Here is a 25421-nt window from a genome sequence, read left to right as displayed (position 1 = left end):
AAGACTGGCATTTCCTCATGACAGCCTGCTATTAAGCCAATACCTAACCGTGAAGGATTCAATTTCTTTTTCAGGAGCAAGCCAGCTGGCTACCCCTAAAGGATACATACCTGACGATAATTGCATCCCCTGGAGTGAGCCTCGATCAAGAATCACTTCCATCATGTAATTGAAAGGCTCACGGACATACAGTTTAAGTAATAATTTCATTAAGTTAATATTGGGACTATCGATTAAAAAAGTAGGGAATACGGAAGCATTCAATGGACCGATGCGAATCAGCACATTATTACTGCTAGCTCTAATCCTGCTGCCAAGATAGGCAGTACGATTTAACTGATTATTGCTATGTCCAATATGGCAGCGCTGATCATAGGGGATCGATTGCATGGCAAGAAAAAAGGATTTCACCTCAATAGGAACCTTGAAAAAATCAGTCAGAAAATTTCTTAAGCCATTCAAACTGCGATGAGTATTAATCCAATGTCCGGAATATTTTAACAGGCGCAGATAATGAGGAATTTTTTCCCTAACCTCTGTAAGCGCCAACCCAATCAGACCAAAAAGTGCATCCTCTACTTGCCGGTTATGATGTTCAACAAACTGCTCAATTATCCTGTTTTTAGACCAGACGCCATACATCAGCTCGTATAATCGCTTATGTATAATGTTCAGCAAATATTTCACCTCGCCTATTTCATAAAATTCATCCTGAATAAGCTGCTCTGTATAGAAGGTTGGCAGTGGAGAGGTAGTACCAAACAAACTTAAAAAAGTTGCGGTTAAAATATATTTATTCTGATTTTTTTTTATATCTTCAATATCGGTTTCAGGAAAAGCAAGGCTTAGCCAGGGAACGATATCAAGACTTGCGGGAATTCCTTGCAGCCTTTCCTGTTCAATTTCGTGACCGAGTAAACGGATTGCCTGATAAAAATTAAAAGTTTTCGGCTGAGCTAAAAGCTTTTTAACTATTTCTGGTGAGGATTGTTCAATCTTGGTGTCCATTTCCAGGTCTCTTTAGTACGTGAATTTTTTAAACTCAGTTGGGTGAACGTATTCATCGGTGAGTTCTGTGAAAAATAAATATCCAGGATACAGCCAAACAAATACATATCCCCAATACTTTTGAAATGATCCGGTTCGCATACTAATGTAATATTTACGCCGGCAATCATTTCAGCAAGATACAAACGCCTGCTCTTTTCCACCAGAATATCCTCAACGCCCTGAATTCTGCTCATGTTCAGGTGATAATTTTCGCCCTTTTCATAAAGATAAAGATTAACAATTTGTTTTAGATAACTTTTATCCAGTATTTGAATAAAATTTAAGACCAGTAAGGACTGGAAATTCCAGATCAAGGCCTGATTATGAACCGGCGGAATGTTGGACGAGGGCGGTATAATATTGGTGAAACTCAGATTCTCAGGCGAACTGTCAGTAAAACGGGTGATATCCCCTTCATCGAGCAGGGTAGTCAAATCTCCATTGGTACAGGTTAAAGTCACTGAAAGGGTTTCATCAACCGGATACTCCTGTCCAAAATTGTAAAAGAAGCCAACATAAATATCTCGCCCGTTGCCGCTTATCGAGGGGCGATTATGAATTGTATATTTTTTGTTTAAATCCAGCTCATCATTAAAATTTAAGACATGATCATACACTATCTGTCTTTTTTCACGCTGGCGATATCCAATCACCTGCTTTACTTCATAAATCTGATAATGCTGATCGGCATTATCACTGGGGATAACGCGATACTCGGGCTTTTTATGATCGAGTTGAATAGGTTCGGCATGGTGTTCAAAGAGATTAATAATCGGAACAGTATGCAAAATCAGATTGCCTGTTTCTGGAGGAGAAAACCAGACAGGGATGTCTTTAAACTCGAGCGAAATCCTGAAATTCGTGGCATCCGTTTCTCTTATCCATTTTTCAAATCCCTTTAATTTAAAGAACAGAAATTTATAAGGCTGGTTAATGTATTGATGCAGAATGCAATGCGTATTGTCGTCTTTAAATGCCAGAGGATATAAGGGATCATCTGACTCCAAAGCGCAGGCAACCAGATTTTCAAGCGGGAGGATGTACTCTTTTTCATTGTCAGCCCGCAAAATAATCCGTTTTACATAGCGCTGCAGCATATAAAATGTATTGCAGGCCTCTTCCCAGGGCTGTTTTATAAAAAAGCGTAGTTCTTTGCCTTTCCAGTTTTGCAAGGTAACACCGCAAAGCTGGCAATTGATTTCCAGAAGACTATCCCCCTGAAGCGACTCTTTAAATATAATTTGTTCAATCAATACCGGTTCAACCTCAACATCCACTACGGTACGAAACAGACACTGCGTACCATTTATAGGAATTGAGGCCAGTTCCGTTCCCTTTTTAACGTGGATTGCTTCTCCCAGATTGGGTTTGGGAACAAACTGGATGATGGAAGTGCTGGGCAAGGCTCTGGAATACTGGGAAAAGAAAAGTTGAGTTAAATCATCTACCATATCCGGCAAATTATCATCGAGCAAAATCTGGATTTGGCTGGTTAAAAATGCAACCCCTTCAAGAAGCCTTTCAATATCGGGATCAGTGCTCTGCTCCCTCAGCATCGGTGCTATAGCAGGATAGGCAGAAGCGAATTCCTTGGCCAGTTTTTTTATCTTGCTCAGTTCGGATTGGTAGTAATCGAGAATCATGGCTTATCCTTCAGCATGTAAAACCTGGGAAATGATTAATAATCAATTTCAGACACTATAGTCTCACTATTACTCTACCATGACTTGTCAGAATCGTGGTGAAATAAACCGATATTTCTTCAAAAGGTTTTTTTAAGGTTCCATCAATATGGCAAGTGATTAACTGTTTATCAGGATTAATGATTAGGTTGCTTATTCTAACCTGGGCCACTCTGGGCTCGTAGGTTTTAATCAGATGACTTAAATGCTCTGCCAGTTCTTCCTTGCGAGCCAGAGAATAATCTTCAACAAGGGCAGGAGACTGAGATAAGCCATAATTGTCATCAATCGGCGCATTACCCTGGCGGGTCGACAGGATTTGCTCGATATGTTTTCTTATTGACTCGACTAATATTTCAGGTTCAGACTGATCCAGAGACCTGGAATCTTTTCTGGCCCATCGCCTTAATCGCTCGGTTAAACGCTCCCCTCTCACAAGGCTCTCCTTAAATAGAAATCCCGGCTGCAGGCAGCCGGGTCACAGTGATTTAAGCATGGCTCAGTTAATCAGGCCGCGCCTTTAAGCTTCGCGGGACAATCGGCTTAAGTTCCAGCTAAATTCATAACGATTGAGATTGTCAACTATCTTAAATGATACAGGATGCAAATCAACAATCACCAGGGGGCCTGCCACATGAGAGTAAACATAATCCACCTCAAGGACCTTCGCCTGACTCAGAGTAATCAGCACAGCAGGTTGTACTTCTCCCTGAGGACCTGAACGCAGGCAGTGAATATCACAGGTCGTTACATCTTCTCCTGTGAAAATACTTTGCGTTAAAGGAACAATACCACCGCCATCCCAGAGAGTAGTCAGTCGGAAAAATTTAGCATCAGGAACACCAATCAGCTGATCCTGAGCGTCGAAATTTCTGACAGTTGATGTTTTAAAGTCCACCGCCTGTACCCATTGCTCATAGCCTTTAACGGAGCTGTTGCCCTTGATAACGCCAGCCGCAGTCGTTGTTATTCTTGCCATCAGCTTATACTGGGTGCGTACCACTTCGCCTTCCGGCAGCAAGGGTACGACATTAAGTTCCGGTTGTTGCATAGCCATTTTCTCCTTAAGCGGCGGTTTCTAAATTACCTACTAACTGTAGAGTAATATAGGAGCCCATATATTTAAAATGAGGTCTGACAATTAAAGTGGATTTATACCATCCTGGTTCCCCGGCAACATCTTCCACTGTGACTTTGGCAAAACGCAGCGGTTTTTTTGCTCTTACTTCGGCAACTGGATTTTCCATATCCACCACATAACTGCCAATCCACTCATTCAGCTCGCGCTCCATGTCCACTCTTTCTTTATGCATACCCAGTTTTTCACGCTGCATAACTTTTAAATAGTGAGCCAGGCGGCAAATGATAAACATATAAGGGAATTGAGTTCCCAGTTTATAATTGGCTTCCGCTTCCTTGTTTCCGCTGACATCGACAAAGGTTTTTGGCTTTTGGATGGAATTAGCAGAGAAAAAAGCGGCATTGTTACTGTTTTTCCGCATGGTTAATGGGATAAACCCTTGCTCAGACAACTCAAATTCACGTCGCTCTGATATTAACAGCTCGGTGGGAATCTTGCTTTGCACTTCTTTCATTGCATCAAAGAAATAGCAGGGCAGATTATCAACCGTACCACCGCCTTCAGGACCGATAATGTTCACACACCAACGGTATCTGGCAAAACTGTCGGCTAAGCGTCCTGCGAAGGCGAATGCCGCATTACCCCACAGGAAACTGCCATCATCACCATGACTGACATCTTCCTTGTAGTTGAAAGTGCGAAGATTATAACTTCTGTCATCATAGGGCATGCGCAGCATGAATCGCGGCAGGGTTAAACCGATATAGCGCGCATCTTCAGACTCACGCAAACCATTCCACTCCGCATAAACAGGGCTTTCAAAAATGGCTGCGATATCATTCAATGTAGGCAAATCAGTCATTGATTTGATATTAAAAAACTCAGGACCTGCTGCTGCAATAAAGGGAGCGTGCGCCATAGCGCTGACTGCGGCAATATTACGAAGCAGGGCCACATCTTTATGTGAAGGTCCAAAGGTATAATTTCCAATAATGGCAGCATAAGGTTTACCACCGAACTGGCCATACTCTGAGCTATATGCCTGTTTGAACAAGCCTGATTTCACAATTTCAGGGGAGTCCAGAAAATCTTCAAACAACTCTTCTTTGGTCACATTAATAAAGTCTACCTGACTGTTTTCACGAAAGTTGGTTTGATCAACCAGGAATTTTAATGACCGCCAGGCCGATTCAAGCTTCTGAAATTCCGGGTTATGCAGGATTTCATCCATTTGTACAGACAACTGGGCATCGATATCAGCAATCACATCATCAACCATCGCCGAAGTCACCGCTTCATCAGTTCGATGTTCTTCAACAATACGATCGATGAACGCGCGAATCCCGGTTTTGGTTACTTCATACCGCTCTTCTTCCGGGGAAATTTCAATCCCTGACAACAAATCATGAACTATTGATTTATCCTGGCCCTTGCCCGGATTTTCTTTCATATCAGCCATCATTATCTCCTAAAAAATGGGTTGTTGATTAGTGATCTTTTTGATCTTTTTTCTCTTCGATACCCAAATCTTTTAATAATTTATCTCGCAAGCCGGGATCTTTAACAATGGCATCCAGCTTTCTTCTGAATTCCGGAGTGTTACCCAAAGGCCCTTTCAGGGATTTGAGAGCATTTCTCAATTCCATCAGCTTTCTTAACTCTGGAACCTGTTTGACAAGATGATCAGGTTCAAAATCATGCAGAGACTGAATTTTCAGGTCCAGCGGAATAAAATCATTCTTATCATTGCTTAAGCGGTTGGGAACTCTTGTGGTTATTCTGATATCGTGAAGCTTTAAAATCTGATTGAAGTTGTCTTTGTTGATACTGACTGTCTGTCTTTTTTCCAGAGGAAGTTTGGACGGTTTATTAGTAAATTCACCTAACACCAGCTGTCGCAGGGGAAGCTCAACTATTTCTTCCGCCCCCTCGATGCTGGGCTTGTACACAATATTGACCCGTTCTTTTGGGGCCACGGACTGATCTTTGCGTGCCATTTTCCTCTCCATTGTTCCAAAAAGAATGTCCACTGGTGGACTTATAAGTTAACCATAGCACAAATTATTAATTTTTCTGCCAATTCAGAATCTTTTCAAAAATTTAACAGCAGCAAACCAGATTATTAAAGCATTCGCTTAAGCCCGCTTCATTTAATGATGACAGATAAACCACCCGCAATCTGCTTTACTGGCAAGGCTTATTACCAACTTCCCCCATAGCCAGTTGACAGTCTATAACTCAATAGCTATTGTTGTTAATGACGTATTATGGAGAATTGCATGCAAAATCAGATTCTTATGCCCAAAATGCACGGACCGCATTTTGAAGGCAGTGACACCGAAATATTGCAGTTTGAAGGGACGATGGGGGTATCAGAACTTTATGAGTTTCGTGTCGAGCTTGCATCCAAAAGTCTCATTCACGGTAATGAAATTATTAATCATCCTGCCAAGATGACTTTTACGACCAAAGCGGGAACCGAGAGCCCTCTGCACGGCCGCGTCAATTACTTCAGCCATACAGACAGTCTCGATGAATACTATGTATACCAGATGATTATTCAACCTGAAGTGACTCGCCTGCAAAAAACCAGACGCACCCATGTTTATCTCGAAAAAAGAATTGAGGAAATTCTGCGGCATGTTTTTCAGAGAAATAATATTAATCATGTCCGATTTGACCTTGTGAATTCTCATCCTGTACGCGAATTCGTATTCCAGTACAATGAACTCGACTGGCAGTTTGTGACTCGCTGGATGGAACACGAAGGATTATTCTATTTTTTTGAACACACGGCTGATAATGAAGTTCTGGTGATTACCGACAGTAACTCCACATTACAACTGAATAAGGACATCAATCGATTATTCTATCACGGCTATACAACGGATAGTGAATTCGACCCCATGGCCAATCTGATTTATGATTTTGAATTTTCCACTACCTCACAACCGGCCGAAGTCAAAGTTAAATCCTATAATTATCAACAATCCTCCAAATCTTATGATTCCACTGCGGTCATTGATCCGCAAGGGGTCGGAGAAATTGTCTACTGGGCTGAAAACGTTCATAGTCAGGAAGAAAATCAGCGCATCGCCAATCAGATCGCCGAGAGCTTCAAGTGGCAAAAAGAGATTTTCAATGGCACCGCCAGTGCGGCATTGATCAATCCCGGCAGTTTTATACAACACCAGCATTTTAAGCTCGGTCATTTAAATAAGCCGATGTTGATCATCCACGCCAAATATAGCGGTTCGCAGAAAAAATCGTTTTTTTCCTATCATTCAGTGGCTATTGACGCACCCGAGGATCATTTCTCCTGCGACTACCGTTCAATCGATAAGGCAATCCCCTTTCGTTCCGTCCTTCAAACCCCGTTGCCGCGTATCAGCGGCGTTCTTCCTGGTTTCGTTGATCATGAAGGAGGCGAAGATACCGTTCAAATCAATGACAAAGGACATTACAAGTTTCGCATTGCCATCAGCGACGATGGTCCGGGAAAGGGTTCCCGCTGGGTTCGTAAACTGGAAAGTTATATTGGCGACAAATACGCTTTCAGTCTGCCCATGCGCAAGGGAATGGAAGTCGCTATCGGCTTTCATTTTGGTAATCCGGATTTACCCATTCTGTTGGGAGCTATCGATAATTCAACGCATCGAAATCTGATTGCCAGTGATAATCAGCAATACATGGGACTGCAAACTAAAGAGAAAAACGTTTTCTTTATTAATGAACAGAAAGGAAAAACTCAGGGGATAAAGCTGCGTACTCCTCACAACAATACCACCATTGTTCTGGGAACCGATGATATTTTTCAATCCCAACAGGATATGGGCTACTATTTAAGTACCCTGAGTCACTCCAACTCCTATATTGGAAAAGATGCCAATATTACTATCAAACAAAGTAAAAACCTTAGTGTTGACAAAGATTACACCCGTTTTGTCAAAGGCAACGCCACAATGGTTTGCCATCAGGATACAAACTATCAGGTCAAAGGCAATGAAACCGTACAAATTAATCAGAGCCAATACAATTATATCGATCAGAATCTAATGAACTCTATTGGAAATGCCATGGTTACTGAGGTTAATGGTAATTGTGCTTTACATGTCTTAGGAACCCATATTACCTCGGTAAAAGGATACACCGGGAGCTATCATTTGGGAGCAACCATTCATAGTTATACTGGCGCTCATATTGCAGATACCACAGGAATTGATATTAAATCGGTTATGGGAGGTTCCGTTCAGTATCTGGGCCCCTTTACAGTGCACGTGACCACGGGATTCAGGTACACAGACGACTCGGCGATAAGCATGCATACATCGCCGGTCATATTGCAGCAGGCCCTTGGCATGATCATGCTTCAGGTAGGAGGTTCCGCGATTATCCTTGATGACTCAGGCATCCAAATTGTAGCGCCTAATTTAACAATCAATTGCCCTGCTATTAATGTGGTTTCAGCTGCTACCGCGTTTGCCAGTGCGGAGTTTGGGGTAACAGGTAATGTCACAATCGGCGGTGCACTGGTAAGCCTTGGGATACCGAGTCCGGCAGCTGCTGGAGCAGGAGCTGCTGGAGCCGGGGCTGTGGCTGCCGTCGCCACTGGAGCCGCAGCTGCCGGCTCAACGGGGGCTGCTGCAGGTGCAGCCTCCGCTGCTGCCAGTACTGCCACAGGAATTATTGGCGTGGCACTAAACGCTCTTGCAGGAGCGAAAATGGCTATAGGTGCCAGTGTTTTTTCTTCAGAAGTTGTATCCAGTCTGGCAGGAAGTTCGCCTCCGTCACCACCGTCACCCGCATCCGCACCTGCTGAAGTTCCCCCGGCACCAGACGATGGAGTGCCCACTTAACTGGCAATCTATCCTCTGAAAAGCAGAGGATTTGCTTTTTACTAGCCAAAACTAAAAGAGGAGAACCATCCCGAAGGTTTTGCGGTTTCTTCAAGCAAATGAATCTGCTTTATATTACTAATGCGAAAATTTTGATCCCAGCGTTCTTTATCCCAGTCAAGCCAGTCAAAAACTTCGAATCCCAGCTCTTTAAGCCTTTCAATACCCTTATCCCTGTAGGTTTCCTGCTTAACAACCAGCCTTTCGTAATAGCGTAAATTATAAAAAGGATTAAGCGGTACGGTATCGACTGCTTTTCTAAAATATTGCAGATTATTTTCATTTAAATCAAAAAAATAATTAATATCACCCAAAAGAAAATACGCTTTTCCCAGTATTAGTTTCTGCTCCCGGTCCTTTGTTCCTTCTAATAAATTCACTATTTCCTTCAAGGACTCCAGGATCCGTTTAAAATTTTTTGTATGCTCTGCAAGGTGTTCTTTCTGAACATCCAAATTCGCCGAGTAGGTTGCCGGCACGCGAATTAGCTCACAAAAATAATCAACTTTTCTCATCAGGGCTTTAACCAGAGCCTTGCGGTGATATTCCTTTTCAATGCTGTCTGTTGGCTGAGAGGATTTGAGCAGTTTAATCGCATAAATAATATGAGCAATTTTGCATTTTGAGATATCAGTGTTTTCGGCTTCATCCGCATCGACGAGAATTTGGGCATAGAATCGTTTTGAACTGGTATAATGCTCATTCCTGTCATCGCACGGATTGAGTTCATAAGCCTTTCTGCTGGCTGTCAGAGCTTGCGAATAAAGGGAAGCTGCCTTTTCCCAGTCAGTCGATCCTCTGAAATCACGACCTGTTTTTAATTTCTTTTCTGACTCCTGATGAAAATAGGTGGAAGCCAGTGAACAGCAATTCCGATCGAAATTAATTCCATCAGAACATCTCTGATAAAGTGTATACGCATCCTCAAATTGTTGATCTGCCGCCAGCACACGAAACACTACTGCCGGTTCTCTTTTAGCTAATTCGGGATCGAGCTTCATTGCCAGCCGAATATTGCCAATATTCCTTGCATCTCTTAGATAATGTTTTGCCAATTCAATCGCCAAAATGCTGCCTGCATTCACCAGGGCCATGTGTTGGTCAGCACTAAAGTGTTTGATTAAATAAGCACAGGCTTTTTTGAGATCTTTCAATTTAACAATCAGGTCAACGGCACTGGCGAAATTTTTCTTCTCCAGAAAATACTCTATATAAATCTCCAAATCCTGCAGGTAGATTTCGGGATCATAGTACAAGGCATGTTCCAGATTTCTCTGAGTTTTAACCTTTGGATTCTCCATGAACAAATTAACAGGAGTAAAACCATAGAACAGGCTTTGCTTATCCTGTTTCGCTTTATCCAGATAATCTTTTGCAACTGCCTTTGCATAATGACTGCCATTCAGAAAAGAATAGCGCTGGTAAAAGGCAGGCTCAAGATTTTCTCTTGTTTGAGTAATGATGTGACTATCCTGAGGGTCAAGGCTGGGAATTAAATCCCATAAATTCAGATCGGCGAAACTTTTTCCAAAATAAGACGGAGGAGATATTCCCCACCCGGAGCTAAATTGAGGAAAATAAAAGGAGTGATTTCGATAATAAAGGAGCAAGTCTTTTTGCAATTCAGTGGAAACCTCAGAGCTCCGATTTTGGCAAGCCAACTGCTGAAAACGATGAGGCAAAGGGTATTTTATTATCGTCTCATGAGGCCGATATCCTTTTAAATAACCATAATAAGCAAACTTGCGCAGTGATAACTGCACCAGGTGTTCATCGCAATGATTAGTGAACCCTAACCAGCCCTTAAACGATTCAAAATAGTAGCGCCATTGTCCCGCAGGGCGCAGTTTATAACCATCTGTATAAATATAATTGGCTCTTGCTAATTGCTGCCACTTGCTTTCAAATTGATTCTGACTGCATTCATAAAGAATTACATCAGGATAGTAGCCCATTACACTGCGATAAGCTTTGGGGATCCGGCCCATCGCAATCTTATTAATAATGCTCACCGACTTCCCAATAAATCTATCAATGAGCACAATAATATAACATTTTTAATATTAGATGAACTATTTCTGACCTGGATCATCGATTATAGCGGCTTGGGCTGAATGCACATGCCCCTCGGTTTTTGTATTTTTACTGCTTTCATGACCAACCCCGGACATTTCCCTGCGAGTCGTTTCCGTCGTTGTGCAGGCAAAAATTGAAAACCAGAAAGCAATAATCATTGTAGATATCAATGTTTTCATTATCTGCTCCTTCCTGGAAGAGATAAAACGACTGAGTCCAATTACTGCTCTGGCTTCTGTCTATCCTATAATTAAAGAAAACTATTTAAAGATAGACGACGCTTTGAAAATTAACAAGCGAGGAATTTTGCAATGAATCAACCTAAAGACTCTCCCGATAAAAGCAGCGAAACTGGAGAACCGACAGCGGTCGAGTCAGCCGATGATAAAAAATTGGATACCGAACAGGACGAAGGACGCCTTGATAACAAAGAGCGCGATCCCAGAACCGGGGATTTTCGAAGCTCATGATAGTTACTTTCTTGAAACAAAGGGATTATCCTTGATGTAAAAGCGTAGCAATTCGGTTGCCCATTCCTTGGCGTAATGAACACCAATTCTTGGTGTTTTAACAATCGAAAATGGGGTTTGTCCTGGCTCATCCTGCAGAAGATAAAAGTGATCGCTTAAGAGATCCTGTCCATAATGCTCTTTGGTGATCCCCATTGCTTTTGATAACAAGCCAGGACCTTGAGTACGCTCTGAGATATTTTTGATGGGCTCGAGTGCCCGCAACAAAACGCCACAGCCCTTCCCCTCCCTTTCAGTGACAATATTGGTGCAGTAATACATCCCATAAATCAGATACACATAGGCATGGCCCGCTGGTCCAAACATGACACGTGTTCTTGGAGTCAGGCCTTTTGAAGAGTGCGCGGCAAGATCATGCTGCCCCAAATAAGCCTCCACTTCAACAATACGCCCTATTTTCTGTTCATTACCAATGTGGCGAACCAGATATTTTCCCAGTAAATCCTGTGCCACAATTGTCGTATCCCGGGCGTAAAATTCACGTTCAATTTTTTTCATATAAGACAAATACCGAAAATTCTATTAGTATGTTAATTCCAATTACAGTCATAGACAAAGGAGCTGCTATGATTTCTAGCGTTAATTATAAACCAAATGATTACAATCACATCACCCCTTATCTCATTGCCAAAGAGGCGCGTCAGGCCTTGGAATTCTATAAAAAGGTACTTGGCGCAGAAGTTGTCATGTGTATGGATGGTCCCGACAACCGCATTATGCACTCTGAGCTTCGTATCGGTGATTCCAAATTTATGCTTGCTGACGAATGCGAAGAAGCCCAGGCCAAAAGCCCTGCAAGTTATGGCGGCTCGCCAGTCGGCTTATACGTCTATGTCCCAAACGTGGATGAAGTGGCTAAACTCGCAGAAAAAGAAGGGGCCACGATTACTCGTCCTTTAGAAAATCAATTCTACGGGGATCGTACCTGCACTTTCACTGATCCTTTCGGGCACATCTGGTCCATTGGCACTCATATCGAGGACGTTTCAGAAGAAGAAACCCAGCGGAGAATGGAAAAGATGATGAAAGAACAGGGAAATAAATAAATGTTCCTGGCAGCAGCACTGTCATTAAGTTAAGCTCCGTTGCATATCGGAGCTCGTACTCTACAAAATCCTCTCGCCCCTCAGGGGAGAGAGTTAGAGAGAGAGGGGGTTAAAAATCAACCCTCACCCTAGCCCTCTCCCAAACTTGGGAGAGGGGATTTTCTCTTACGTTTACACCAACGCAGGCTCAGGAATAGCAAAAAATTCATTAACTTAGTGGCAGCGCCTGCCAGTAATCACTTCTAACAGCAACTCATCCCCTTCCCAACAGCTGCGCTAATTTTCTCTTCCTGCTGATACCCTTTGTATGAATGAAAATTGAGGCCACCAGCATCTGGCTCAACCAACTCTTCCAAAGCCAAATCATTGGGTTTAAATATTTGCTGTAAATCAGCATAGGAATCGCGGTCGTTCTGACTGTCAAACTGTGAATCGCAACACTCCAAATGGGGTATCGACTGTTTTTTGAAGCGCCAAAGATTGCAGAAAACCAAACCCATCTGCAAAATCATCAGGCTGGCACCTATTCCAGGATTGAGTACAAAACCTGCAGCAATCAATAGAGTGCTGGCAAGCAGCACCGCAAACAGATTATAACCCAGAGTAAAATACAGATTTTGAGTAATATTACTCATCGTTTGCCGAGCGACAGTAAAAATAGTTGCAATGGGTAAAAGCGAACCGCTCTGGATAATAGCGCCCGCTTTTTTCAATGTCAGCACATGAGAGGATTGCGATTGAACACCCACGCCAAAATCAGCATCAGTGACCGCCACTGAATCATTCGCCGCATCACCCACCATTGCCACGACATAGCCCAAGTCTTTCAACTCTTTAATTAATTGTGATTTAGAATGGTCCTTGTCTTTATCGGCCAAGGCAACTCTGCCTGCCCAGATATTAGAAGTTGGGATCTTAAGGCGTTTACCGTAACGGTTTGCAGTTTCTTCACAGGCACCAGTGCTGATGAATACTTCGATACCATTGGCTCTCATAATCTCCAGAGTACGGAATGCATCTTCTCTCAAAGGATCGACCAGTTTAAAATAAACCTGCAGTTTTCCGTTAATGGCGACATAGGCTACAGAATCCGCATCATCGAGGACACTCGGATTAATATCGACAGCAACCTTATGTTTTCGCATAAAATCTTCATTACCAATACAGATCTCAAGCCCGTCAATGATCCCGCTGACTCCCGAGTGATCCCTGTTATTAAAATCTTCAATCTGCAAAGACTTATACTCTTCTCCAAAAGCCGCAGTGTGCTCAAACAAGGCCTCACCTATAAAATGCTCCGCCTTTTTTTCCAGGGCGGCAATATAAGAAAATATGCGCTTCTGATTCAGAACAGGATCCAGAAACTGTACTTTTTCTACTACCGGAATGCCGGTGGTTAAAGTCCCATGGAGATCAAAAACGACTGCAGTGACTCTTGCGGCGGTTTCCAGGGCCTCAGGACTGCTGAACTGAACCCCATGTTGGGCTGCTTTATGGATTCCTATTTTCATTGCCGTAGGAACAACTAAGCCCAAAATACAGGGACAGGCAGAAACCAGTACTGAAACTGCGCATTGAATAGCAAGAACGGGAGGAAAAAAAAGACCAATGATAAGACCAGTCAGCGCTGCGATGGCAAACACCGAGGGGATGAAATACTGCATAAGCCTGTCTGCTGTATGCTGAATCGGTGCTTTGGAAATCTCTGCAATCTTTAAAGCATGATCCATATGTGCAAGATGCGATTCAGCTTTTGTATGACTGACCCGCATCATCAAGGGAGAGGGATATTTTGTAAGACGCATTCCTGAAAGTAACTCCGTACCCTGTTTGAGTTTCTTTGGCAAGGGATAACCATTGATCTCCCTTGTATAAAATTCGCAGCCTTCCGTCAGGCAGATTCCATTCACAGGGATTATCTCTCCTGGAAAAATACAAAGAATCTCCCCCTTCTCAATCTCTTCCAGTGGTTTTTCTGTCAATTGTTCATTTTCATAGACATGAACAAACTCAGGAAGATCATCTTCAAAGGCTTGCGCGGTAATTAACTGTCTGGTCAGGGAGTTTTTAATCGCCTGACCTATATGACGGAATCCAAGAATCAATAAGGCCGCTTCAAACATCATGGAAAACCAGGGAATAAAAAATGAGGCCAGCGAAACCACTAAAACCACCAGGGTACTTATTGCAAATAAAGTATCCATACTCAATTTTTTTGATTTGAAAATATCCAGATAAGCCTGTTTGAATGTTGAAAAGCCTATCAGAAATGTCAGTAAACTGCTGATTCCGCCTATTGCAATCATGGCCGCCAGAGGGAGTCCGCCTGAAAGAATACATAGAATCATTAAGACAAATCCGGCAGTAACCCCCACACTGCCCTGAAACCAGTGTGAAATTAAGCCATTCTTTAACTGCTTCCAGAACGTGCTCTGGTCTTCGTCCTCGATATTTGATTCCAGTGCAGGCAATTGAGGCTTCGCTGTCGTTCCGGTTTTGGGTAATGTTTGAAAACTTAGAGAATAGCTTTCCATAAACCTGCAAGTAACACACATTTCCTCATCAAGAAAACCACAAATCTTGCCGCCCAGCTCAACATCCTCTTCATTATGTTCCCATACAATCACTTTAAGCGTTTTGCTTGCCGGGTCGGCATAATATTCATATTTTGGGTTAAAATCCGCTTTCAGACGGTTTTCGATCGGCTGGGTGCAGGCACTACAGGTTACATCAGGAATAGAAAATTGATAAATAATGGTCATGAATTGCCCTTTGTAGAAAGTGATTCATCCCTGGCCTGACATTATCCATTTCCATTAAACCCTTCGCTTTCGCGAAGGAATACATGCTAAACGGTTTACGCATCCATTTTGCGAATCATTCCTTTCATATGCTCGCTGCGAGCCACATCGGCCTGCGCTTTCTCTGCCAGCGCTTTAGAACGATAGGGACCAAGAAGTACCCGATACCAGGTAACCTGTCCCTGTGGAGCAGAGGTTATCATTACATCAAACCCTTTTAATACCAGATTGGCTTTCACTTGTTCAGCATCCGGGCGTCGATTGAAGGAAGCAATTTGCACCAGGTAATACTCTTTCGTATTTTTGGCTGCCGGAGCTATCACTGGTTTGCTTTCTGCAACAGTTACTGCTTGTGGTGCTGCCGGGGCTGGCGTTTTAGCGGTAGTTGCCGGCGCTGTCGATACGCGGGCTACCTGAGAAGACTGTTGTGCAGCTTGTTGCGCGGTTAGAGTATTTGTAGAGGGAATCGCACGGGGTGTGCCGGCTCCTGGCCGGTTAGCCAATACCTGAGGACTGGAATCTTTTGCCAACAGGGTATAAAACTCAAATTTTGGTTTTGGGGCTTCGGCCTTTTTAGCAGGTACTGTTGCCTCGGGATGAATTTCCTGAGCAGCAAGCACATGTTTATTCAGCCATGCGCTCAAGCTGGTAAAATCGAAAATCGTGGCGGTAAGATAACCGCCCAAAAAAGAGGCCAGCAACAATAGCAATTGACGGGGCGCATTGCTTCGTTGTCGTGACTGTCGCTTTCTTACGTAATCCTTTGCCATCACATGCTCTCTGGGCATGATACGCCCAATAATTGTAAACCATTCCTTAAGACCTGCCTTACAGCAGTCAATAAACACAATCTTGTAGAACGTAGAGTATCTTGTTCACACAATAAAGTCACGGCATTGTAATAACTATGAAGCCCGTTTGCGAGTTCACGCAGATAATAGGCAATCTGATGCGGTTCACAAACAGCAGCTGCTGAAGCAATCACTTCGGGATATCGACTGATCAAAGTCATCAAAGCCAGTTCATGAGGTTCAGTCAGTTTTGAAATATTCGCCAGGCCTGTTTCCTGGCTCCAGCTTAAACCTCTTTCCTTTAATTGCCTTAATACACTGCTAATGCGCGCGTGAGCATACTGAATGTAATAGACTGGATTATCATTGGACTGGGATTTGGCCAAATCCAAATCAAAGTCCATGTGCTGCTCCGGTTTACGCATAACATAAAAAAAGCGAGCCGCATCCTTACCCACCTCTTCTCGCAACTCACGCAGAGTCACAAAAGAGCCGCTTCGGGTAGACATCTGAACACGATGCCCGCCACGGTATAAAATAGCAAACTGTACCAGTAACACATCCAGCGCACTGTCATCATGGCCCAAAGCATTAACCGCTGCGCGGATTCGAGAAATATAACCGTGATGATCGGCGCCAAAAATATCAACTACACGGTCAAAACCGCGATCATATTTATTCCAGTGGTATGCAACATCTGAGGCAAAATAGGTCGTTTGACCATTAGCGCGGACTAACACTCTGTCCTTCTCATCATCAAAATCGGTCGCCTTAAACCATAGCGCGCCTTCGTTGGTATAGGTGTGCCCGGCATCTTTCAAAGCCTGGATCCCTTTTTCAATCGAACCGTCTTCCAGCAGATGCTGTTCTGAGAACCAGCAATCAAAATGAACACCAAAGTCTTCCAGATCGTCTTTAATATCATCCAGAACAGAATCAAGCGCTGCTTTATGAAAATATTTAAACCCATCAAGACCCAGTAATTGCTTGCAGCGTTCGATAATCGCATCAATATAGAGTTCCTTGTCACCGCCTTCGGGCTCATCGGCAGGCAGGTTTTCCCTGATTAAAGTCCAGGCCTTTCTATATTCATCGCCATGCTCTTCAAATACTGCAGCAGCAATATCATTAACATATTCCCCACGATAACCGTTGGCCGGAAATGTAATCGTCTCGCCGGTCAGCGTCAAATACCTCAACCAGACACTGACAGCCAGAATATTCATTTGCCTTCCGGCGTCATTCACATAGTATTCGCGGCTCACTTTATAGCCCGCAGCACTTAGCAGATTCGCCAGCGTGGCGCCAAACGCGGCTCCACGGCCATGACCTACATGCAGAGGCCCCGTGGGATTGGCCGACACGAACTCAATTAATACAGACTGCTGCTTGCCGAGATCACTGTGACCATAATGTTCCTGCTGTTCCAAAACAGTCGCAATCACCTGTGACAAGCTATCTTTTTGCATAAAAAAATTGATAAAACCGGGGCCTGCAATTTCAATTTTTGCAATGCTCTCCGGTTGGCCTATTGCTTTAATCAATAACTCGGCTAGCTGACGAGGAGCCTGACGGCAGGGCTTTGCCAATATCAAGGCTAGATTGCTGGCAAAATCGCCATGTGAAGTGTCTTTACTGCGTTCTACTTTAATCTCAACCTCAACGTCCTGTGGGATAATGTTAGAGGCTTTCAGGGAGTGAATCGCATCAGTAAGCAAATTTTCGACAGTCAGTTTCATTGGCTTAATTCATTTCGTCAAAAACCAACTATTATGCGCTTTTTCACGTCAGATGCAAACTATTATCGAGGCTGGACGACAAAGTCCAGCCATACGAACTACAAGTTCTATCGGCATTTAAGCTTGTGGCTTAAAACATTCTCCATAAGGACTCTTTGGATTTTGTCATTTTGAAATTGCGATAAAAATAACAGGCAGGATACATGAGCATTAATCCCATTAGCCAGAAACCCAGGAGTCCACTTGCCGAGCTGAGTTTAGCGGGTAACAGTATGGAAATTATATAATAGAGATACCAATGACAAATGAAAAAGAACAACGCGCATTGGCCAAAGGTTTTCAAGGGCTGCAGAACAACGGGTATGTGTCCGATACGGTTTTCCAGTTTTAGCCACAGCAGAATTCCTGTCAGGTTAATGCCCCAGGCAAAAAGGAAATAGGAAAGACTGGGAGGGTATTTACTGGAGCAGAAATACGCACGCCAATCCAGATGTTCACCAGGTACCAGTAACTTATAATCACCCCAGGAAAATATTCCCTGTAAATAGGCAGTTTTTATCAAAAACCAGCTTGCCAGCAAAGCCAATGCTATCCACTGCAAAAGTTTAATGCTTTTCCCATCTCGACGAGAAATGATCTTGCCAATAATGAGTCCAAAGGCGACTGCAGGGAACCAGGGAAAGGGCATAAAATCAAAATCCACATGAATCCCGTGAATGTCATAGCCTCCCCCTAGTAACAACAGAATTTTGCCCAAGGTGGGAGAAATATCCGAGGCTTGAATCTGAAACACCAGTAACTGGTTGATAATTATTATTCCGACGCCAATCATTAACGGCAGCCAATATTCGATAGCAGAATGTGCTTTACCCCAGGCAGTTTGTTTTATGGCTTCAATTAATCTTAAGCAACAAGCCGCTAACATCATGCATATGCCCAAGGCATAAAGAACACCTACGTATAAATAAAAATGCTCGGAGGAAATGGTTTCAAAGAAAGCCATGATAGTAAACTGAACGGTTACCATCACTGCCCCACGGGTTAGCAAGTATCGCCAAACTTCATTTGGGTGGTAACCTTCCTTCAGACGAGAATGCCATAGAAAGTGAATTCCGATGCCCATCATCATAAAGAATCCACCTGCGACAATGGACGATACACCCACTTGCTGGAAAAAATCGACCCAAAAATCACCCTTCCATGCAGGAGAAGCATCCATATGATAATTGGAATAACTATCCGACCCAATGTATTCGCGGCCGTGAGAAAAAGCCATCATCATCATAATCAGACCGCGCTGTATATCTAAAGCGCTGAAACGGGCTGTTTTTCCACTGGCTCTGGTTTTCGTTTCATCATTCAGAAATGAGGCTTGCGAAATAGCTGACTGATTTTCTTGCAAGATATTCAAGATTAATATCCTTATCGTTGAATGGTCCAAATAGGTGATGAACATGGCATTGCCTGTTCATCGTGGACCTATCTTTGCAATTTATAAGCGCTTAATCAAGAGCTTCTGAATCGTGCAAGCAAATATTCACCTACTGCCCGAATACCCATCGCCTCTCCGCCTTCGGGTTTTCCTGGTTTGGAGGAAGTGTTCCAGGCCATCACATCAAAATGGAGCCAGGGAGTGTCTGCGGGAATAAAGCGTTGTAAAAATAAAGCGGCAACAATTGCTCCGGCATAAGGCGCCGCGGAACAATTGGATAAATCTGCAATTGAAGAATCCAGCAAAGGCGCGTAAGGTGCATAAAGCGGCAGACGCCATACCGGATCATTGACCCTCACTGCCGTATCGTAGAGCTCATTCGCCAATGCATCGTCATTACAGAACAAGGCTGAAATCTCGGTACCTACTGCAGTTCTCGCAGCTCCGGTTAAGGTGGCAAAATCAATGATAAGCTCTGGTTTCTCCTCACCCGCCAGAGCAAGCGCATCAGCAAGAACTAATCGTCCTTCCGCATCAGTGTTATCCACTTCCACAGTAAGACCATTTCTCATCGTTAACACGTCGCCAGGACGATAGGCGTCCGGACCGATAGCATTTTCTACAGCGGGGATTAACACTTGCAGTCTGACCGGGAGTTGCTTATCCATAATCCACTGAGCCAGACCTAGCACTTGCGCTGCTCCACCCATATCTTTTTTCATCAGACGCATGAAGTTAGAAGGTTTAATATCCAGACCGCCGCTGTCAAAACAAACTCCTTTTCCAACCAGACAAACCTTGGGATGATCTTCCTTTCCCCAGTTTAAGTTTAATAAGCGCGGCTGATGAACAGAGGCTCTTCCCACTGCATGTATGGCAGGAAAATTGGCTGTGAGAAGCTCATCACCAACCCACTCCTGAAAACTTGCTTCATAACGAGTGGCCATCGCTTTTACAACATCCGCCAAATCCTCAGGCCCCATACAGTTAGTGGGTGCATTAATCAGGTCTCGGACTAAAAATGCGGCATCCACATCCTGAATAATATCCTTCAGATTATCTTTAAGTATCAAAACTCGCGGCTGTATTTCCTGCTTTTTATAACGGTCATAGCAATATTGGGCTAATCCCCAGAAAATGATATCTGCATTGCTCAAATCCTGCTGCAGCTGATAATTCCCTTCTGGCAGGCGGGAAGCAGCAATAGCCAGCGACAGGGAATAATTGTTAGCTTCCCCAGCTCCCAGATAAACTTTCTGACATTTACCATTGTCGCCGCTAATAATGCAAATATCGCCCGCATTTCCCTTGAAGCGCTGGGTAAAAAACTGGTTTCTTTCAGAGGCAATCAGCTCCGGCATTCCCGAGGCCCAATCCTGTTTAGCAAGCAGAAAAACAGGAACAATATCCTGACCTTGGTGTTTATAAAATAATTCTGCCTGCATAGCCTACTCCTTAGTTAGTCCGCGAAATTGCCGGGGTTTTACACCGGTTAAATACAGTGCTGAAAAATAAATAAGAATTGCCGCACCCACATGAGCGAACAGCAGCATGAGCCTCATAACCGATGAAAGATGCAACCACGTTTGGACATCGCCACTGGCATAATAGAGATAAACGGCAATTAATGTATTGGCAAACAACAACTGCATTATAAATTTTAGCCAAGCTTTTGCCGGATGGTAAATTTTTTTACGCAAAAGCAGAAAAATAAGCAATCCGCAATTTACATAACCCGCAAGGGTCGAAGAAAGCGCCAGGCCTGCATGGGCCAGGGGCCATATCAATACAGCGCAAAGAATACTGTTAACCACCATTGCGATGGCTCCGATTTTTACCGGCGTTTTAATATCCTGACGAGCATAAAACCCTGAGGCGAGTACCTTGATCATCATAAAAGCAGGCACGCCACTGCCTAATGCAATCAGGCTTTTCTGAGTTTGCAGAAGATCATTTAAGTTGAATTTGCCATAGGAAAAACAACAGGCAATCATTGGCATGGAAAAAACAGCCAGGCCAATACCTGCGGGCAAGCCAATTAATAAAATAAGCCTTAATCCCCAGTCCAGCGCCCGCGAATAGCGTTCATTGTTTTGCTCGGCATGCCGGCGTGACAAATGAGGCAAAATAACCGTGGCAATTGCCACACCAAAAACACCAAGAGGAAAATCAGTCAGGCGATCCGTGTAGTAAAGCCAGGAAACGGAACCTACTTTTAAGAAAGAGGCAAAAATTGAGTCGACCATTAAGTTTAACTGGGCAATGGAAACGCCAAAAAGCGCCGGAATCATTAATTTCATCACCCGCTTAACCCCTTCGTCCTTTCGCGCCAGACGGGGTCTTACCAATAAGGTTCTTTTATAAAGAAAAGGCAGCTGAAACAGAAACTGGGCGACACCGGCAATAAATACTCCCCAGGCCAGTGCGACAACCGGCTGAGGCAACAGGGGGCTTAAATACCAGGCGGCCAGGATCATGCTCAGATTTAACATAACCGGGGTTATTGCCGGAATGGCAAAATAGCCATAGGTATTCAACACAGCCCCCGCCATTGCGGTTAGCGAAACTAACATCAGATAGGGAAACGTAATACGCAGCATTTCAGTAGCCAGCAAACTGCGCGGACTCCCCTCTCCAAAACCGGGAGCAAAAATAAAAATAATCAGCGGCGTGGCCAGAATACCGATTAGAGTGACTACCGAGAGCACTGCGGATAATTGGCCTGAAACGCGCGCGATAAACAGACGCACATCATCAACGGACTGAGTTTGCTGGTATTCAGCCAAAACCGGAACAAAAGCTTGTGAGAATGCGCCTTCGGCAAATAAGCGCCGCATAAAATTGGGGATCCGAAACGCTACAAAAAAGGCGTCCATTCCGGCCCCTGCGCCAAAAAGCTGGGCGATGACCACATCACGGGCAAAACCGGTCATTCTTGAAATGAATGTCATCACGGAAACCAGTGTGGTTGAGCGCAGCAGACTTTGTTGTTTTGGAAGCATTATCTCAGTCGCAGACATGATTATTCAGATTTAAAAGAAAGAATGATTATCCCATTAATTACCAAATGAGTCTAACGCTCACTACCATTAACCTGCGTAAATTTTGCAATTAGCTATATGGCCTAATGTCACGTACTTAAGGCTTTACCCCTACTCCCCTACGTCCCTCGGCTATACACTTGTCCGAGGGACGTAGAGACTAGGAGCAGACAGTGTTTTCTGAGATGTGTAGATACCCATGGAGCAAACCACGGGACGTAGGTAAATTTATTTCATTCTTGTCTTAACAATCATATCCGACATCTCCGGACCCTCTACTGAACCGTTCGTATAATTTTTGCTTTTTTCAACAATCACCTGTGTGGATGCACCGATTGGCCCAACCCCGACACCAAGCTTGACACTGGTTTTATTTTCTTTATTCGAAAATCCCACTTCTCCTCCCGCGCTGAGAAGGCTCAGTTCACCTACTACGGTCACTGTTGTACAGGTATCCTGATTGCAACTTGGCTTCGACCGGAAAAAAGTCTGTCCTTTTGCCGCAGAAACCCGGGCACCCACACTAAACCCCTCAGAGGATACATTGCCAGTGACATCGCCAGTAAACAAATCCACGCGGCTGCCACCCTCGGTTTTTAAAACCTCGAGACGGGTGGAAGCTGCAACACTGACTGAGGGTATGCCGCTTTCCGTAGTGACCTGGACAGCCGACACACTGGTCGACTTCGTCAATTCCACTTGTATATTTTCGCTCAGCTTCACAGGCTCCACAAAGGAAACACTGTTCGAAACAGCTGCTGTTCTATCAGCGTCTCTGATGCTAAGGCCTGGTTTATTAAAAAAGCCAATACCGCCAGTTGGAATTTGTTTCTGAGGGGCAGTGGTATATCGACCCGTCTTGGGATCACGCCAGCGTGTGTTGTCTTTCTTATCTTTTTCTTTCTGTTTTTCTTTAGTAGGTATAGTCAATTTGGTACGTTCAGCTTTGCTCGAAGAAGCGCTTGTTTTTTCTTTAGCCACTTTCTTTTGAGGGGGAGTATTCTTTGCTTTTTCAGGAAGAGCCGGTCTTTTCAGCGATAAGGGCAATGTTGCAGGCAGAGCCGATTTCTGTAAAAGCACTGTTTCCTCGATATCCATTGATACAGGCTGCTCTCGAGCAGGAGCAGGCTTATTGACTGCCTCATCCAACTGCTTGCTGAACTGTCCTTTCTCTCCTGAGTTATATACAGGGATGGCATCAGGCTGTTTGGCCGTTCCAACCGTTGCTTTCACATCCTGACCATTCGTTTGCACGCCAACTCCCACACCGCCTTTAAATACTTCTTTAACGGCTTGTTCGCCCACTCTTACCACACTCTTTAAGACCTTGGTTCTGTTTTTATGTACACGCTCCTGTTTCACCTCGTCTAAACCGCCAAATTGACGCCGCCCTATCTTTACAGCAGTTTCCTGAGCCAGTGCAAATATTTCTCTGCCCTTCGCAATATCTTTTGGGGGAAAATTACCTCCCGCTGTTGCAAAACAGGCGTTAATAAAAGAATCCCTTTGTCTGTCAGTTGCAGTGGTTTCCAGATGTTGATTGCAAATCATCGTTAGTTCCGTTTTTTGTTGTCCATTCAGAGGCGAATACCCGGCTTTTTTGAATTCCTTGTCAATTTTCTCTATAAAAACCTGTACTATGAGGTTGGCTTGAGGCACGCTATTTAAATATTTAACCGTTTGTACAGTGACTGGTTTTTGAGATTCGTATTGAGCGAGCAAGGCTTTGGCAGCGGGTTCAGCTCTATTGGATTCCATGTATCGGGTTGCCGAGCGGATCAGGCGTTTTTCATGCCTTTTTGAACTACCCTCCTGATCTTTCTCAAACTGTACACGCATCGCTTCTTTTGCAGCGCTATCATGATAGGCAGGATCCCCGCCCCAAAACTTACAGGCCAAAGTATCAGCCATTCGTTGAGCAATAGCCTGTATGCCTCCTCCGGCATGCCGCTCGGTCTTAACTAATTTCTCCGCAGTCAGTGAGTCATCCCATTTTTCAAAAGGAACAAGCGGTTCAACTCTGGCTCTTTTAACTCGGGATATTTCATCGCCATCATCATCTGCTTTTCTTTTTCCTGAGCTTTTTTCGCCAGTTATTTCTGCCAGTCTCTCTGTCAGTTGATCGAGATCCATCACTTCCTGCCATTCTTTGACCTTCTCAGCAATGTCGTAATCCTCATAATCCTGCTCACTGCCGCTCCACAGAACGCGCTCATTGCCATCATCATCCTGCACGGTTAATTTGACCCTTTTGTCCTGATGATTCATATAGGCATGGATACCACCTGCAGCTCCTGAAGCCAGTGCGGTAGCAACAAGAGTAGCAGGCTCGAGGTTCTTACCCAAAGGCTGCTGAAGAATTATGTTTTCAGTTAGCGTTGAAGTCACCTGGCTGCTGGTTGCGGCTGTCGCGGCGGTAAGTGACTGGTTAACAACCGCTTTGAGCGCTGAGCTGGCAGGATTAATCAATTTACTCAGTACAAGTTGAGATGCCTTCGAGGTCCATTCGGACGTTTTATTACCCACAACATTCGTAATTCCACCAACTACCACCTCACCTATCAATTCTTTCCCAGAAGGCAGCTTCTTATTATCCACTACTGCCTCCATGACTTTTGCAGTAGGTCGACTCAAGGCACCTGCCAAAATTATGGCCTTATACCCTTCTCCAACCAGAGCCGCAGGACCACCACCCGCGAGAGTCGCAGTTCCATTAATCAGAGCTGTTTTAAAATAGTCACGTGTACTGCAATTTTTATCCTGTAGCACTTTTATGGCAGTTCCAGTCGCTGAGCTCATTAATACAGCTCCCGCGACAGGATTTAAAGTCCCCACTGCCACAGCAGCAACCATCTGAACCCCTGAAAATGTCAATTTAAGTATCTGGTTACTAGTGACGCCGCCCATCAGGCCATAAGATACACCAATAACGACTTTTTTCCCTGAAGGCATCACATCAACGACTTCCACCTGCCTGGGGTTCAACGTCTTAAACTGCTCTTGAATGAATGTACAGAGAAGCTGCTCGTTATTCTGAGAAGCCGGAAAAGTCGACAAAGACTTAAATGACTCAGTTAACTGGTAATCATTGGTTCTAAAGGACTCACTTGATGTGCGCAACTTAAACTGCAACCGCCCCTCATCAAGGGAAACAGAAATGGTGTATTTTTGGAAATTCTCAAATTTTACTTTCATGCTGGACTTAAGGGAAACAAAATGCACCATTATAACACATTATTGCCATCGTGATTATAATA

19 protein-coding genes are annotated in these 25421 nt (G+C 44.0%); 3 read left to right on the top strand and 16 right to left on the bottom strand.

Annotated features, from left to right (window positions below):
• Window positions 1–15: 15 nt before the first annotated feature.
• The 6 genes from tssG to tssB form a co-directional block, all read right to left on the bottom strand.
• Complete coding sequence (tssG, locus tag B1207_RS12145) at window positions 16–1008, bottom strand: type VI secretion system baseplate subunit TssG (RefSeq protein WP_112220233.1); 993 nt, start codon at window positions 1006–1008, stop codon at window positions 16–18.
• Complete coding sequence (gene tssF / locus B1207_RS12140; RefSeq protein ID WP_112220232.1) at window positions 972–2693, bottom strand: type VI secretion system baseplate subunit TssF; 1722 nt, start codon at window positions 2691–2693, stop codon at window positions 972–974. The genes tssG and tssF overlap by 37 nt, the downstream gene beginning before the upstream one ends.
• A gap of 55 nt (window positions 2694–2748) precedes the next feature.
• Window positions 2749–3168, bottom strand: coding sequence for a type VI secretion system baseplate subunit TssE (gene tssE, locus B1207_RS12135; RefSeq protein WP_165483125.1), 420 nt, complete (start codon window positions 3166–3168; stop codon window positions 2749–2751).
• An 84-nt stretch (window positions 3169–3252) separates the two neighbouring features.
• Window positions 3253–3789 (bottom strand): type VI secretion system tube protein Hcp, encoded by a 537-nt coding sequence (locus B1207_RS12130; protein WP_083499222.1) that lies wholly within the window; start codon window positions 3787–3789, stop codon window positions 3253–3255.
• Window positions 3790–3796: 7 nt separating this feature from the next.
• The gene (gene tssC / locus B1207_RS12125; protein ID WP_253255861.1) at window positions 3797–5275 is read right to left on the bottom strand and encodes a type VI secretion system contractile sheath large subunit; all 1479 of its coding nucleotides are present in this window, start codon (window positions 5273–5275) and stop codon (window positions 3797–3799) included.
• 25 nt (window positions 5276–5300) lie between these two features.
• Window positions 5301–5810 (bottom strand): type VI secretion system contractile sheath small subunit, encoded by a 510-nt coding sequence (gene tssB, locus B1207_RS12120; RefSeq protein ID WP_112220229.1) that lies wholly within the window; start codon window positions 5808–5810, stop codon window positions 5301–5303.
• A 282-nt stretch (window positions 5811–6092) separates the two neighbouring features.
• Here tssB and B1207_RS12115 point away from each other — a divergent pair, with 282 nt between their 5' ends.
• Entirely contained in the window at window positions 6093–8669 is a 2577-nt protein-coding gene (locus tag B1207_RS12115) for a type VI secretion system Vgr family protein (protein WP_172458299.1), read from the top strand.
• Between the two features lie 41 nt (window positions 8670–8710).
• Here B1207_RS12115 and B1207_RS12110 read toward each other — a convergent pair whose 3' ends face one another.
• Together B1207_RS12110 and B1207_RS12105 are read right to left on the bottom strand one after the other, a co-directional pair.
• Window positions 8711–10720 carry a hypothetical protein gene (locus B1207_RS12110; protein WP_112220227.1) on the bottom strand — a complete coding sequence of 670 codons (2010 nt, stop codon included), beginning with the start codon at window positions 10718–10720 and terminating at the stop codon, window positions 8711–8713.
• A gap of 60 nt (window positions 10721–10780) precedes the next feature.
• A complete protein-coding gene (locus B1207_RS12105; RefSeq protein ID WP_112220226.1) occupies window positions 10781–10963 on the bottom strand; it encodes a hypothetical protein in 183 nt (60 codons plus the stop codon).
• A gap of 132 nt (window positions 10964–11095) precedes the next feature.
• On the opposite strand from B1207_RS12105, the gene B1207_RS15995 reads away from it, so the two are divergent.
• A complete protein-coding gene (locus tag B1207_RS15995) occupies window positions 11096–11254 on the top strand; it encodes a hypothetical protein (RefSeq protein WP_172458298.1) in 159 nt (52 codons plus the stop codon).
• A gap of 3 nt (window positions 11255–11257) precedes the next feature.
• On the opposite strand, the gene B1207_RS12100 is transcribed toward B1207_RS15995, so the two are convergent.
• A complete protein-coding gene (locus B1207_RS12100; protein WP_112220225.1) occupies window positions 11258–11812 on the bottom strand; it encodes a DNA-3-methyladenine glycosylase in 555 nt (184 codons plus the stop codon).
• Window positions 11813–11880: 68 nt separating this feature from the next.
• Between B1207_RS12100 and B1207_RS12095 the strand changes: the two genes are divergently transcribed.
• Window positions 11881–12360 carry a VOC family protein gene (locus B1207_RS12095; RefSeq protein WP_112220224.1) on the top strand — a complete coding sequence of 160 codons (480 nt, stop codon included), beginning with the start codon at window positions 11881–11883 and terminating at the stop codon, window positions 12358–12360.
• A gap of 242 nt (window positions 12361–12602) precedes the next feature.
• Here the strand turns inward: B1207_RS12095 and B1207_RS12090 are convergent, their stop codons facing one another.
• The 7 genes from B1207_RS12090 to B1207_RS12060 form a co-directional block, all read right to left on the bottom strand.
• A complete protein-coding gene (locus B1207_RS12090; RefSeq protein WP_112220223.1) occupies window positions 12603–15122 on the bottom strand; it encodes a heavy metal translocating P-type ATPase in 2520 nt (839 codons plus the stop codon).
• A gap of 95 nt (window positions 15123–15217) precedes the next feature.
• A complete protein-coding gene (locus tag B1207_RS12085) occupies window positions 15218–15931 on the bottom strand; it encodes an SPOR domain-containing protein (RefSeq protein ID WP_165483127.1) in 714 nt (237 codons plus the stop codon).
• Window positions 15931–17691: an arginine--tRNA ligase gene (gene argS, locus B1207_RS12080; protein ID WP_112220221.1), complete on the bottom strand. Its 1761-nt coding sequence runs from the start codon at window positions 17689–17691 to the stop codon at window positions 15931–15933. Before argS ends, B1207_RS12085 begins: the two co-directional genes overlap by 1 nt.
• Before the next feature lie 130 nt (window positions 17692–17821).
• On the bottom strand, window positions 17822–19102 hold the full coding sequence (locus B1207_RS12075; protein ID WP_172458297.1) for a heparan-alpha-glucosaminide N-acetyltransferase domain-containing protein: 1281 nt from the start codon (window positions 19100–19102) through the stop codon (window positions 17822–17824).
• A 95-nt stretch (window positions 19103–19197) separates the two neighbouring features.
• Window positions 19198–20568: a leucyl aminopeptidase family protein gene (locus B1207_RS12070; RefSeq protein WP_112220219.1), complete on the bottom strand. Its 1371-nt coding sequence runs from the start codon at window positions 20566–20568 to the stop codon at window positions 19198–19200.
• Between the two features lie 3 nt (window positions 20569–20571).
• Window positions 20572–22143 (bottom strand): murein biosynthesis integral membrane protein MurJ, encoded by a 1572-nt coding sequence (gene murJ / locus B1207_RS12065; RefSeq protein WP_112220218.1) that lies wholly within the window; start codon window positions 22141–22143, stop codon window positions 20572–20574.
• Between the two features lie 249 nt (window positions 22144–22392).
• Window positions 22393–25359 carry a hypothetical protein gene (locus B1207_RS12060; RefSeq protein ID WP_146740069.1) on the bottom strand — a complete coding sequence of 989 codons (2967 nt, stop codon included), beginning with the start codon at window positions 25357–25359 and terminating at the stop codon, window positions 22393–22395.
• Window positions 25360–25421 lie beyond the last annotated feature (62 nt).

Source organism: Legionella quinlivanii (assembly GCF_003265995.1).
Taxonomy (GTDB): domain Bacteria; phylum Pseudomonadota; class Gammaproteobacteria; order Legionellales; family Legionellaceae; genus Legionella_C; species Legionella_C quinlivanii_A.
The sequence above is the reverse complement of the archived record's forward strand: the minus strand, read 5'-3'. Positions and strand labels throughout refer to the sequence as shown.

Excerpts from the sequence above, each read along its gene's own strand:
- B1207_RS12115 (WP_172458299.1), top strand. The coding sequence starts at position 6,093 with ATGCAAAATCAGATTCTTATGCCCAAAATGCACGGACCGCATTTTGAA.
- tssC (WP_253255861.1), bottom strand. The coding sequence starts at position 5,275 with ATGATGGCTGATATGAAAGAAAATCCGGGCAAGGGCCAGGATAAATCA.
- B1207_RS12100 (WP_112220225.1), bottom strand. The coding sequence starts at position 11,812 with ATGAAAAAAATTGAACGTGAATTTTACGCCCGGGATACGACAATTGTG.
- B1207_RS12090 (WP_112220223.1), bottom strand. The coding sequence starts at position 15,122 with ATGACCATTATTTATCAATTTTCTATTCCTGATGTAACCTGTAGTGCC.
- B1207_RS12130 (WP_083499222.1), bottom strand. The coding sequence starts at position 3,789 with ATGGCTATGCAACAACCGGAACTTAATGTCGTACCCTTGCTGCCGGAA.
- B1207_RS15995 (WP_172458298.1), top strand. The coding sequence starts at position 11,096 with ATGAATCAACCTAAAGACTCTCCCGATAAAAGCAGCGAAACTGGAGAA.
- B1207_RS12095 (WP_112220224.1), top strand. The coding sequence starts at position 11,881 with ATGATTTCTAGCGTTAATTATAAACCAAATGATTACAATCACATCACC.
- tssB (WP_112220229.1), bottom strand. The coding sequence starts at position 5,810 with ATGGCACGCAAAGATCAGTCCGTGGCCCCAAAAGAACGGGTCAATATT.
- tssF (WP_112220232.1), bottom strand. The coding sequence starts at position 2,693 with ATGATTCTCGATTACTACCAATCCGAACTGAGCAAGATAAAAAAACTG.
- argS (WP_112220221.1), bottom strand. The coding sequence starts at position 17,691 with ATGAAACTGACTGTCGAAAATTTGCTTACTGATGCGATTCACTCCCTG.
- B1207_RS12070 (WP_112220219.1), bottom strand. The coding sequence starts at position 20,568 with ATGCAGGCAGAATTATTTTATAAACACCAAGGTCAGGATATTGTTCCT.
- B1207_RS12105 (WP_112220226.1), bottom strand. The coding sequence starts at position 10,963 with ATGAAAACATTGATATCTACAATGATTATTGCTTTCTGGTTTTCAATT.
- murJ (WP_112220218.1), bottom strand. The coding sequence starts at position 22,143 with ATGTCTGCGACTGAGATAATGCTTCCAAAACAACAAAGTCTGCTGCGC.
- tssG (WP_112220233.1), bottom strand. The coding sequence starts at position 1,008 with ATGGACACCAAGATTGAACAATCCTCACCAGAAATAGTTAAAAAGCTT.
- B1207_RS12085 (WP_165483127.1), bottom strand. The coding sequence starts at position 15,931 with ATGGCAAAGGATTACGTAAGAAAGCGACAGTCACGACAACGAAGCAAT.
- B1207_RS12060 (WP_146740069.1), bottom strand. The coding sequence starts at position 25,359 with ATGAAAGTAAAATTTGAGAATTTCCAAAAATACACCATTTCTGTTTCC.